The organism is Psychroflexus gondwanensis ACAM 44 (genome assembly GCF_000355905.1).
GTDB lineage: Bacteria > Bacteroidota > Bacteroidia > Flavobacteriales > Flavobacteriaceae > Psychroflexus > Psychroflexus gondwanensis.
Genome location: NZ_APLF01000003.1, coordinates 244,974 through 257,287 on the forward strand (window position 1 = coordinate 244,974; position 12,314 = coordinate 257,287).

Annotated in this window: 11 protein-coding genes; 7 read left to right on the forward strand and 4 right to left on the reverse strand. The window is 35.2% G+C overall.

Annotated elements, in window-relative coordinates:
- Positions 1 to 19: 19 nt before the first annotated feature.
- From PGOND44_RS03310 to PGOND44_RS03320, 3 genes are read left to right on the forward strand one after another with little or no spacing between them, the layout of a single operon-like run.
- Positions 20 to 2,446, forward strand: a complete 2,427-nt coding sequence (locus tag PGOND44_RS03310; RefSeq protein ID WP_003436621.1) for a YfhO family protein — start codon at positions 20 to 22, stop codon at positions 2,444 to 2,446.
- Positions 2,443 to 3,714 carry a glycosyltransferase family protein gene (locus tag PGOND44_RS03315; RefSeq protein ID WP_003436622.1) on the forward strand — a complete coding sequence of 424 codons (1,272 nt, stop codon included), beginning with the start codon at positions 2,443 to 2,445 and terminating at the stop codon, positions 3,712 to 3,714. Before PGOND44_RS03310 ends, PGOND44_RS03315 begins: the two co-directional genes overlap by 4 nt.
- A 6-nt stretch (positions 3,715 to 3,720) precedes the next feature.
- Positions 3,721 to 5,187 (forward strand): oligosaccharide flippase family protein, encoded by a 1,467-nt coding sequence (locus PGOND44_RS03320; RefSeq protein WP_003436623.1) that lies wholly within the window; start codon positions 3,721 to 3,723, stop codon positions 5,185 to 5,187.
- Between the two features lie 110 nt (positions 5,188 to 5,297).
- Here PGOND44_RS03320 and uvrA read toward each other — a convergent pair whose 3' ends face one another.
- Positions 5,298 to 8,096 (reverse strand): excinuclease ABC subunit UvrA, encoded by a 2,799-nt coding sequence (uvrA, locus tag PGOND44_RS03325; RefSeq protein ID WP_003436633.1) that lies wholly within the window; start codon positions 8,094 to 8,096, stop codon positions 5,298 to 5,300.
- Between the two features lie 216 nt (positions 8,097 to 8,312).
- On the opposite strand from uvrA, the gene PGOND44_RS03330 reads away from it, so the two are divergent.
- Together PGOND44_RS03330 and PGOND44_RS15700 are read left to right on the forward strand one after the other, a co-directional pair.
- Positions 8,313 to 8,900: an RNA polymerase sigma factor gene (locus tag PGOND44_RS03330; protein ID WP_003436636.1), complete on the forward strand. Its 588-nt coding sequence runs from the start codon at positions 8,313 to 8,315 to the stop codon at positions 8,898 to 8,900.
- A 53-nt stretch (positions 8,901 to 8,953) separates the two neighbouring features.
- A complete protein-coding gene (locus PGOND44_RS15700) occupies positions 8,954 to 9,103 on the forward strand; it encodes a hypothetical protein (RefSeq protein WP_003436639.1) in 150 nt (49 codons plus the stop codon).
- Positions 9,104 to 9,132: 29 nt separating this feature from the next.
- Here PGOND44_RS15700 and PGOND44_RS03335 read toward each other — a convergent pair whose 3' ends face one another.
- Positions 9,133 to 9,801 carry an endonuclease III domain-containing protein gene (locus PGOND44_RS03335; protein ID WP_003436642.1) on the reverse strand — a complete coding sequence of 223 codons (669 nt, stop codon included), beginning with the start codon at positions 9,799 to 9,801 and terminating at the stop codon, positions 9,133 to 9,135.
- A 30-nt stretch (positions 9,802 to 9,831) separates the two neighbouring features.
- Here PGOND44_RS03335 and bcp point away from each other — a divergent pair, with 30 nt between their 5' ends.
- A complete protein-coding gene (bcp, locus tag PGOND44_RS03340; RefSeq protein WP_003436645.1) occupies positions 9,832 to 10,281 on the forward strand; it encodes a thioredoxin-dependent thiol peroxidase in 450 nt (149 codons plus the stop codon).
- Positions 10,282 to 10,310: 29 nt separating this feature from the next.
- Positions 10,311 to 11,207 carry a site-specific tyrosine recombinase XerD gene (xerD, locus tag PGOND44_RS03345; RefSeq protein WP_003436648.1) on the forward strand — a complete coding sequence of 299 codons (897 nt, stop codon included), beginning with the start codon at positions 10,311 to 10,313 and terminating at the stop codon, positions 11,205 to 11,207.
- A 3-nt stretch (positions 11,208 to 11,210) separates the two neighbouring features.
- Here xerD and PGOND44_RS03350 read toward each other — a convergent pair whose 3' ends face one another.
- Together PGOND44_RS03350 and PGOND44_RS03355 are read right to left on the reverse strand one after the other, a co-directional pair.
- Entirely contained in the window at positions 11,211 to 11,816 is a 606-nt protein-coding gene (locus PGOND44_RS03350; protein ID WP_003436649.1) for a hypothetical protein, read from the reverse strand.
- A 2-nt stretch (positions 11,817 to 11,818) separates the two neighbouring features.
- Positions 11,819 to 12,313, reverse strand: coding sequence for an RNA polymerase sigma factor (locus PGOND44_RS03355; RefSeq protein WP_003436650.1), 495 nt, complete (start codon positions 12,311 to 12,313; stop codon positions 11,819 to 11,821).
- Position 12,314 lies beyond the last annotated feature (1 nt).

Here is a 12,314-nt window from a genome sequence, read left to right on the forward strand (position 1 = left end):
TTTCAAATTAAAACTATTTATGAAGTCTTTGTTTAAGAACTCTTGGAAGCACCTTCTGGTGATTATCTTATTTATAGTAGCTGCTTTAGCTTTTTTCTATCCTGTTCTCAAGGGAAAAACGATATACCAAAGTGATATTGTGCAATATACTGGGATGGCAAAGTCTCAAAACGACTTTAGAGCAAGCCAAGGAGAAGAACCATACTGGACTAATTCAGCTTTTGGCGGAATGCCTACCTACCAATTAGGGGCAAACTATCCCTATAATTTTATAAAAGAGATCGATCGTCAACTTAGGTTTTTACCAAGACCTGCAGATTATTTATTCCTATATTTTATAGGTATGTATATTTTGTTGTTGTGTTTCAAGGTGAATTATAAATTGGCCTTTTTAGGAGCGCTTGCCTTTGGGTTTTCCACATACCTTATCATTATTCTAGGAGTTGGCCATAATGCTAAAGCCCATGCTATTGCTTATTTCCCCATTGTTATCAGTGGGATGGTTCTCGTTTTTAGGCAAAAGTTATTTTGGGGAAACCTTCTTTTCTGCGTAGGCTTGGCTTTTGAATTGATGACCAATCACTTCCAGATGACCTATTATCTTATGTTGCTGTGTTTTGTCATGGTGATTGTGTATGCTGTAAACGCATATAAAAATAAACAATTGAAATCTTATTTCAAGGCTGCCATAAGTTTTATCCCAGCTATTATATTAGCTGTTTTGCTCAATATGACCAATTTATTGGCGACCCAAGAGTACGCTGACTTTAGCACTCGTGGTGATACAGGTCTTACAATTGAACCCAACGGAACTGAAAAAGTGAAATCTGGTTTAGATTACGACTACATCACCGAATATAGTTATGGTGTTATGGAAACCTTCAATTTGTTTATTCCCAGATTTATGGGAGGGTCTAGTAGCGAGTCTTTAGGAAAGGATTCTGAAGTTTATAAGGAAATCATACAACTAGGAGCGTCTCCAGTGCAGGCTTTAGAGTTTAGTCAGAACTTACCAACTTATTGGGGAGATCAAACGTTTATTGGGGCACCAGCCTATATTGGAGCATCTATACTATTCCTCTTTGTTTTAGCGCTCTTTCTTATAAAGGGCAAAACTAAATGGTGGATTGTGGCAGGGTCTATTCTTGCTTTGCTTTTATCTTGGGGAGATAACTTTTCTTTATTGACAAAATTCTTTGTAGATGTTGTTCCTTTTTATGACAAATTTAGAGCGGTATCTTCTATACAAGTTATCATAGAGTTTTGCGTACCAGTATTAGGAATTTTAGGACTTTCCAAATTCTTAAGTTCTAAAGTGTCTTATGAGTTGAAGTGGAATGCACTAAAGAAAACCACACTTACCCTTGGTGGATTGAGTTTACTGTTTTTATTACTCAAGTCAATGCTATTTGATTTCAGTGGTACCAGTGATTCTATGTTTTTGGAACAATATGGAGCTAAATTTGTTAGAGCTCTTAAGGAAGATAGAAAAGCAATGTTTACAGCAGACACTATAAGATCTCTGGTGTTTGTTTTGCTATTAGCTTCAGCACTCTATTTATACTTAAAGAAAAACCTGAAGCAACCAATGCTTCTGGGACTTGTTGGGATTTTTATTCTAGTGGATTTAATCGGAGTGAATTCTAGATATGTCAACGAAGATGATTTTGTACCAGCTTCTGTGATGGAAAGGCCTTTCCAGCCTACTCAAGCAGATCGGGATATTCTTACCGACGACTCTCATTATAGAGTTTACGATCTAACTTCGAATCCTTTAAACTCTGCAAGAGCTTCTTATTTTCATAAGTCTATTGGCGGTTACCACGCGGCTAAGCCTGGACGAACGCAGGAGTTGTTTGACTTTTATATTTATCAAGGCAAGCAAAGTATCTTGAATATGTTGAATGTGAAGTACTTTATTTTTGATGATGAAGGTCAGCCAAAGGCTCAACCCAACCCAGACCATTTAGGGAATGCTTGGTTTGTTGACCAATTAATTCCTGTTGAAAATGCCAACCAAGCGATCTTGGCTTTAGATACAATCAACCCACGTACTACAGCAATAGTAGAGTCCAATCAATTTTCTAAGTCGGCCAAAACTTACGATGTACAATCGTCGGATAAAATTCAACTGGAATCCTATTCAGAAAATGAATTAACTTATTCTTATACTATTGAGGGAGAGCGTTTAGCTTTGTTTTCAGAAATTTATTATCCACAAGGATGGAAGGTGTCTATCGATGGAGAAGAAGTGACACACTTTAGAGCCAATTATGTCTTGAGGGCTTTAGAATTGCCTGCTGGAAAGCATCAAATAACCTTTAGCTTTCAACCAGATGTAGTCAAGTTTGGCGGTAGGGTATCTTTAGCCAGCTTTATAATTTTAGTGTTAGTAATGGTAGGAGGAATCATTTATAGACTTAAGTACAAGCAAATTCAGCAATGAAAAAAGTATTGATTGTTACCTATTATTGGCCGCCAGCAGGAGGTCCAGGAGTACAGCGTTGGCTTAAATTCTCCAAGTATTTGCCTGAATTTGGTATTCAGCCTATTATTTATAAGCCCAAAAATCCGAGTTATCCTATCCTTGATTCTTCTTTGGAAGTGAGTCCAGAAGTTGAGGTTCTTGAAAAATCTATTTTTGAACCCTATGCAATGGCTAATCTTTTATCGAAAGATGAAACTAAAACGATTAGTAGCGGGATTATTAAATCAAAAACTAGACAATCCTGGTCAGAACAATTAATGCTTTACATCAGAGGTAATTTTTTTATCCCCGATGCCAGAAAGTTTTGGGTGAAGCCCTCTGTTGCCTATTTGAAAGAGTATCTTTCAAAACATCAGATAGACACCATCATCACAACGGGTCCTCCACATAGCCTACACCTTATTGGGAAAGCTTTAAAGCAGGCCAATCCTCATTTGCAATGGATTGCAGACTTTAGAGATCCTTGGACAACCATAGGTTACCATTCTGCTTTAAAACTTACGTCCTCTTCTCAAGCTAAACATAAAGCCCTAGAAAAGGAAGTCTTAGACTCCGCAGATCAACTTGTGGTGACTAGTTTTCAAACTCAACACGAGTTTGAAACTAAAACTAAAACTCCTGTAGAAGTGATTACTAACGGGTTTGAAGATATTTCTGTGGAAGTTGATCTCAGTGAAAATTTTTCAGTGTCTCATGTAGGCTCTCTGCTTAATGATAGAAATCCAAAGGTTTTGTGGGAGGTTTTCGCAGAATTGATAGAAGAGGATCCGGTCTTTAAAGAGTTTTTTGAGCTAAAATTAATTGGTAAAGTCAGCGATAGCGTTTTAGAATCTGCCTTTCAATCTGGTTTAAAAAAGTTTGTGAGTATCATTGGTTATTTGGACCATAAAGACGCAATTGAGAGCCAAAGGAGTTCTCAAATGCTCTTGCTTATTGAAATTAATAAACCAGAAAATAAGAGTATTATCCCAGGCAAGATTTTCGAGTATTTAGCCTCTAGGCGCCCTATTTTAGCCATTGGTCCTGAAGGTTGGGATGTTAACCAAATTATTTCTGAAACCCATTCAGGCAAATGTTTTAACTACGATGAAAAAGCAAGTTTAAAAAGCTACGTAAAAGAGGCTTTTAAGGCTTTTTTAAATGGTAAATTGAAATCCAATACTAAGAATATCGATCAATATCACCGTAAGAATTTAACTCAAAAGCTGGTGAAACTTATCAAATGATCTCCTATGGGAATAGTCGCCAAACAATCCTTCAGAAACCTTATTTCAACCTATTTGGGCTTTGGGATTGGAGCGCTTAATGTTTTGATTCTCTACCCGAAGTTTTTAACCGCTGAGTATTACGGTTTAGTTGCTTTTTTACTATCAGCAGGTAATTTATTCTGGCCGTTTATGGCTCTTGGGGTTCACAATACAATCGTTAAATACTTTAGCAGATATAGCTTAAAGGCAGACGTTGATAAACTTTTTAACTTTGCTCTTTTACTGCCTTTGGGTTTAGGAATTTTATTGGCTTTGGTAGGATTCTTAGCTTATGATAGCTTATTGAATTATTTTGAAGGTGAAAATGATTTAGTCCAACCTTATGTGTGGGGTATTTTTGTAATTGCTACGACTACCGCTTATTTTGAAGTTTTTTTTGCGTGGGCAAAAGTCTATTACAAAAGTGTTTTTGGAACTTTGATGCGAGAATTGTTTCATAGAATAGCTATCACTATACTACTGGTATGTCTTTATTTTGAATTTATTGACGTTTCATTATTTATTTATCTACTCATACTTGTTTTTTTCTTGAGAACACTGGTCATGATGGTCTATGCGCTTAGATTATATACTCCGCGGTTTAGCTTTCAACTCCCTAGAGAACTGAAGGATATCATAAGCTATTCCCTGCTTATTTTTATTGCAGGAACAGTAGCCGTTACGCTTTTCGATCTGGATAAAGTTATGATAGAATACTTTATGCCTATAGAAAATGTTTCTATTTATGGAATTGCTATATACATCGCTACTGTAATTGCAGTGCCCTCTAAAGCAATGCATCAAATTACCAATCCAATTACTGCTAAATATCTAAATTCTCAAGATTTTCTTCTCTTGAAAGATCTTTATATAAGAAGTTCCAATACTCTTTTCTTAATTAGTGGATTAGTTTTTACTCTTATCGTTACCAATGTGCATCAGCTTTATCAGATCATTCCTGAGCCCTACAGGATAGGAGTGAGCATTGTTTTTTTGATTAGTCTTGTAAAGCTATCAGATAATGTTTTAGGGAATAACAATAGCATTATTTTTAATTCAAAATATTATAAAACTATTTTGGTAGTCGGCCTTGTCATTGTTGGAATCGCTTTTCTCTTAAACATCTGGCTTATCCCCGAATTTGGAATTTACGGAGCAGCTTATGCAACCTTCACTTCCTTTCTGTTGTACAACATTTTCAAATTGATTTTTGTGAAAATCACTTTTGGAATTCACCCATTCAACAGGAAGAGTCTTTATATTTCAATAATCATAGGGCTTTTGAGCCTTAGCTTCTACTTCTGGGATTTTACAACAGGTCACGCCTTAATCAATATTATCCTTAAATCTATTGCGATTACCAGCTTATACCTTATTATAAGTTTAAAGGGAAAGCTATCTACAGATTTGTCCAAATTTTACCAACAAATCTTTAAAAAGAAAACTCCTTAGCCTATTTAATGCTAAGGAGTTTTCCAAACTAATCAACCAAAACCTATTTTGAGACAGAAAGCCTCAAAACAAATTCAATCTTTTAGTGAGTCGTTATAATTTGTAAACCTTTACACTTTCATTTTCAGCTTTAAATATTGACCAGTAAACGAGGCCTTCACTTGGGCAACTTGTTCTGGAGTTCCTTCCGCCATCAATTTACCTCCGTTTATGCCTCCTTCAGGGCCAAGATCGATCACATGGTCTGCACATTTTATTAAGTCGATGTTATGTTCAATAACCACAACACTATGGCCATTTTCTATAAGTGCTTCAAAAGATTTTAGTAATTTATTGATATCATGAAAATGAAGCCCTGTAGTGGGTTCATCAAAAATGAATAGGGTCTTATCTGCATTTTTACCTTTAGTAAGAAATGAAGCTAATTTAATACGCTGAGCTTCACCACCAGATAAAGTAGACGAACTTTGTCCTAAAGCGACATAGCCCAAACCTACATCCTGCAGAGCTTCTAGCTTATTGGAAATTTTGGTTTCATTGTGAGACGAGAAAAACTCCATAGCATCATCAATCGTCATGGATAAGACGTCATCTATATTCTTACCTTCAAATTCTACATCCAAAACTTGCTGTTTAAAGCGTTTTCCGTAACAAGCTTCACATTCTAAGTGAACATCTGCCATAAATTGCATTTCGATAGTCACTTCACCTTCACCTTCGCAAGTGTCACAACGACCTCCCTCTACATTAAAACTGAAATGTTTTGGTTTGAAATTCCTGATTTTAGACAGTTTTTGCTTAGCAAATAAATTCCGAATATCATCATAAGCTTTGATGTAGGTCACAGGGTTGGACCTAGAGGATCTCCCTATCGGATTTTGATCTACATATTCGATATGTTTGATGTGCTTAAAGTTTCCTTCAATACCATCAAACTGTCCAGCTTTGGTTCCGTAGCCTCCATTATGCTTAATCATGGCTGGGTATAGGATACTTTTAACAAGTGTACTTTTACCACTTCCAGAAACTCCTGTAATAGCTACAAAACTATCTAAAGGAACCTTAACATTGATATTTTTTAAATTGTTTTCTCTTGCCCCTTTTAGTTCTACAAAAGCTTTTGTCTTACGCCTAGTTTTAGGAATTTCAATTTCTTTTTTTCCATTGAGGTAAGAAGACGTTAGGGAGGATCCTTTTAGAATCTCTTTATAACTTCCCTTACCGACGAGATCTCCTCCATGAGTTCCTGCTTCTGGGCCAATGTCTATAATATAATCTGCAGCTTTCATGATATCTTCATCATGCTCTACTACAATAACTGTATTGCCCAGATCTCTTAAGTTTTTTAAAACTTCAATTAAGCGTTCATTGTCTTTAGAATGTAGACCAATGGAAGGTTCGTCTAGAATATACATAGAACCCACCAGACTACTTCCTAAAGAGGTAGCCAAGTTAATACGTTGAGATTCCCCACCAGAAAGGGAGTTGGACTTTCGGTTAAGCGATAAGTAGGTTAAACCTACATCCATTAAAAATTTAAGCCTATTGTCGATTTCTCTCAACAAGCGCTTGGCAACATTTGTATCGTGTTCATTAAGCTTTATATTTTTAAAAAACTCACTGACTTTATCAATAGGTAAATCGACCAGGTCTGTGATATTAACGTCGTTAATTTTGACGTAAGTGGTTTCCTTTTTAAGCCGTCTTCCTTTACATTCTGGACATTTGGTTCGTCCTCGGTATCTGGATAATAAAACCCTATTCTGAATTTTATAGGCTTTAGATTTTACCACTTCAAAAAAATCGTTGACACCTGTTATGTATTGGTTTCCGTTCCAGATGATATTTTTTTCTTCATCGGTCAATTCAAAATAAGGCGTGTGAACTGGAAAATCGAATTTGTGAGCATTTGTTATCAACTCCTTTTTATACCAGCCTAAAGTCTCTCCTTTCCATGGAGCAATAGCGCCTTCGTAAACACTAAGGCCAGTATTTGGAATGACTAAACCTTCATCAATATCTACAATATCGCCATAGCCTTCGCACTTGGGACAAGCTCCAACAGGATTGTTGAAACTAAAGAGATGCACACTAGGTTCTGTGAATTGCATGCCATCGAGCTCAAATTTATTATTGAAATTGGTGAGTTGACCAGAAGCAACGTCCTCAATATTCAATTCTCCTTTTCCTTCGTAAAACGCATTTTGAATTGAATCTGCTAATCGGTTATAAAAATCTTCGTCATGCTTAACAACAATCCGATCTACAACTATAGAAAGCTCGCTCTTTTTCGATATTTTCTGCTCTAAGGCATCATTTATTTTGAAAACGGTATCATCGACCTTAATTCGGCTAAAGCCTTGTTGCTGGAGAATTTTTATTTTCTCCTCTATAGTTCTGTTCTTTTCTAGACGTATAGGAGCAAGAAGAAGTAATTTTTGTTTTTCTTCGATTGACTTTACAAAGTCAATCACATCGGTAACTCTATGTTTTTTGACTTCATTACCAGAAAAGGGAGAGAGCGTTTTTCCTACTCTGGCATAGAGCAGCTTTAAATAGTCATAGATTTCAGTAGAGGTGCCTACTGTGGATCTGGGATTTGTTGAATTTACCTTCTGTTCAATAGCAATTGCGGGTGCAATACCTTTAATATAATCTACTTTAGGCTTATCCAATCTGCCAAGAAATTGCCTGGCATAGGCAGAAAGGCTTTCTACATAGCGTCTTTGACCTTCTGCATATAGAGTGTCAAAGGCGAGACTAGATTTTCCAGAGCCAGATAGTCCTGTAATAACGACTAACTTATTTCTGGGTATAACTACATCAATATTTTTAAGATTGTGAAGTTTCGCTCCTTTAATAATAATGTACTCTTTGGGATCGAACTTATCTAAATTTGTTTGTTTCATAGACTAACGGAATCTTGCAAATATAAAGATATGTCACTCCAAATTGGAGTTGAATACAAGCGTATAATATGTTAAATTTATTAACGGGGTGTAGTGGGTAAACTTATATTTATATATTAGCCAGATAATTATGAGCCTATATAGCACTTTTACTTAAAACTATTTTTAATAATTAACGCCACCACTTCAGGATAGGTGTTTATTTAAGTATAAGACATGAATAGAACTTCAATCTCTTCCGAAGCTGTATTAGTAAAGCAATACATAGATGGTGATGAAAAATCTCTTTCTACTTTAATCAATAGGCATCAACAAAAAATATTTAGTTTTATTTTTTCTAAAGTTTACGATAAAGATTTAGCTGAGGATATTTTTCAAGATACTTTCATAAAAGTCATTAGAACTTTAAAGCGTGGCAAGTATAATGAAGAAGGTAAATTCCTTCCATGGGTAATGAGAATTGCTCATAATTTGGTTATAGATCACTTCAGGAAAAGCAACAGGATGCCAAAGTTCGAAGGGAAAGGAGATTTTGAAATCTTAGATTTTATGACCGATGACGATCTTAATGCTGAGCGGCAAATCATAAAATCTCAAATTGAAACCGATTTGCATGAATTGATCAAAGAACTTCCACAAGACCAGCTAGAAGTTTTGGAAATGCGAATTTTTAAAGAGATGAGCTTTAAGGAAATTGCTTTCAAAACGGATGTGAGTATCAATACAGCCCTAGGTCGTATGCGTTATGCTCTTATCAATTTGAGAAAAATTATAGAAAAGCATCAAGTCGTCTTGACCAATTAGTATACAATAATTCGTAAAAATTTACGTTTTTGTAATATCTCAAATCTATAGATATGGCAAAAATTTACTTAAACGAAGCACCTCAAACTCCTTCAAAGACGATGAAACCTTCAGCAAAAACAGTTAAATCTATTTTGGATTTTTCTAAAGCTTTCACTGTAGTGACCTACAGAGATCTCCAGTTCGAGAGCTTTCAAAATTAATGGTCTAATTCTTAAATCGAAAGGCTTCTTTATTTAGATTTAGATGCCTTTTTCTTGTTGTATTGATCGATAACAGATTTTCGTCCAATAGTTTTTGTGATGATGTCCTTTTCGAGGTCCCATGCTCTGGCAGGAGAATATTCTCGTCCATACCAAATGATCTGAAGATGGATATCGTTCCATACCTCTTGGGGAAACAATCGCTTAGCATCTTTTTCTGTTTTTTGAACATTTTTACCAGTGGTAAGTCCCCAGCGATACATCAACCTGTGGATGTGTGTATCTACCGGAAAAGTAGGAACGCCAAACGCTTGTGCGAGAACTACACTAGCAGTTTTATGACCAACAGCTGGTAATTCTTCTAAACCTTCAAAGCTCTCTGGAACTTTTCCATTGTATTTTTCAATTATAATTCGAGAAAGGCCATAAATACCTTTAGATTTCATTGGTGATAAACCGACGGGTTTTATAATTTCTCGTATTTGGTCAGCATTCATTTTTACCATGTCCCAAGGGTTATCAGCCCTTTCAAAAAGAAGTGGAGTAATTTGATTCACTTTTACGTCTGTGCTCTGTGCAGAAAGCAGCACAGCAATTAATAAGGTATAGGGATCTTTATGGTCTAGAGGTATTGGAATTTCTGGATAAAGTTCCTTTAACGTATTTATAACGAAATCTACTTTTTCAGATTTTTTCATTTACTTTACTTTTAAACAAAAATAGGAATTATGACAACATTAAAAGCAGGAGATAAAGCTCCAAGTTTTGAAGCTAAAGATCAAGATGGAAATAGACATAGCTTAAAAGATTATGAAGGAAAGAAACTTGTTGTTTTTTTCTATCCCAAGGCGAGTACTCCAGGTTGTACTGCAGAAGCTTGTAACTTGAGAGACAACTGGAAAGCCTTACAAGCTCAAGGTTATCATATATTAGGGGCAAGTGCAGATTCTCAAAAGCGCCAGCAAAATTTTAAAAATAAATATGAGCTCCCATTTCCACTTCTAGCCGATGAAGATAAATCGGTTATTGAAGCCTTTGGAGTTTGGGGACCCAAAAAGTTTATGGGTAAAGAATATGACGGTATCCATAGAACGACTTTTATTATAGATGAAAATGGAGTTTTAGAAGACGTGATCACAAAAGTGAAAACCAAAGCTCACGCTGAACAAATTCTGTAATTTTAAAATAATCATCTTAACTAGCCTGCATGAAATGGCAAGAAGCAATTCAGGATTTTACATATTACCTTAAAATAGAAAGAGGTTTAGCCGATAATACTATTCAAAATTATCGGCTAGATATCTTAAAGCTTGTTAATTATCTTTCAGAATATAATGCGACTCTTACCCCAGAGCTTGTCGATGAAGAAACTCTCCAAAGTTTCATTTACTCTATTTCAAAAGTTATTAACGAACGCTCTCAGGCCCGTTTAATTTCAGGTTTAAAAAGTTTTTTTGATTATCTCATTTTCGAAAATTACAGAAAAACCAATCCCTTAGAGCTTATTGAATCCCCTCGATTAGGAAGGAAATTACCAGATACACTCTCTACAGAGGAAATCGATCAACTTGTTGATGCTATAGACCTTTCACATCCGCAAGGTCATCGCAATAAAGCTATTATAGAGACATTGTATGGTTGTGGGCTGCGTGTAAGCGAACTCGTAGAGCTCAAAATTTCAGATCTTTTTTTTGAAGAAGGTTTTATAAAAGTAATTGGAAAGGGAAATAAAGAAAGACTAGTCCCCATCAACAAGTATACACAGAAATTCATCAGTATTTATAAAGAGCAATATAGAGTTCATATCAATCAGAAGTCAGAGTCTAAGGATATTTTATTTCTGAATAGGCGAGGGGCTCAGTTGACTCGTGCTATGATTTTTACAATTGTAAAACAGTTGGCTAAAAAAACGAATCTTCAAAAAAATATTAGTCCTCATACCTTTAGACATTCTTTTGCGACTCACCTGTTAGAAAATGGAGCCAACTTAAGAGTTATTCAACAAATGCTAGGTCATGAAAGCATTACAACAACAGAAATTTACATGCATTTGGATAAAACTCACCTTAAGTCAGTTTTAGAAAATTACCATCCAAGAGCTTAATTGCTAAACCTCTATTTTACTTAATATTTTATAATTTTTGTAAAGACGCTTGGTCAATATCCCGTAGAGTAATTTATAGAAAAGCAAGAAGAAGGCTAGGATAATCAACAAGATAAAAAGCATGATCCCTGTCATAATCCATAATTCGGTAGGATCTAATTCAGTTTGACTCAAAATGATTTTTGCGGACGTTATTATAAAAATAATTGCTAGAAATATGATGTTATAACGCACATAATATTTTACAGTTGAGCGTGTTTTGATGATCTGCTTCATAAGTTGTCTAGCGGAATCATTGACTTGAATACGTTTGTAATTTCTGAAAAAAACAATAATAAATCCTACGAGGACTGCATAATTAACGATCGAAGCTATTCTTAAAAACCAAGTAAATCCAATGCTCTCAATAACAGAGCTATAATCTTGGGAAAGGCTTAGTAATTCTACAATAATCCAAAATGAAAATTCTAAAATACTGATAATCAAAATCCACTTCACACTAGAAGAAGACTTCTTGTGAATCATAGGGAATAGCTCCTCTTTTGAATAGCTAGGCAGGTTTTTTGTTCTATTCTGCCAGTCCTTTTTTATAAGATCTAATTCATCCATAATTAAGGATTCAATATGTTTTTTAATTTCGTTTTCACTCTATTCATTTTCACTCTAGCATTCACTTCAGAAATACCTAAAGCTTCAGATATTTCAGTATAAGGTTTGTCTTCCAGATAAAGCAGGACCAAAGCTTTGTCAATATCATTTAGTTCTTTGATGGCCGCATACATCAACTTTAAGTTGTCATCTAAAGTCGAATCATAGCCCTCAGAAGAAATTTTAAAATCATAGTCCTCCCAAGGCGAAGTTTGTACCCTTCTTTTTTTCTTTCTGTAAAGAGTTATCGCTGTATTAAAAGCTACACGATACATCCAGGTGCTAAACTTAGATTCTTCTCTGAACTTGGGATAAGCTTTCCAAAGTTGAACGGTGATCTCCTGAAATAAATCTTTATGAGAATCTGCATCATAGGTATACATCCTACAGATTTTATGAGCAATATTCTGATGCTTTTCTAGTAGGTCAATAAATTTTTTTTCTAATGGTGTCCTCAAA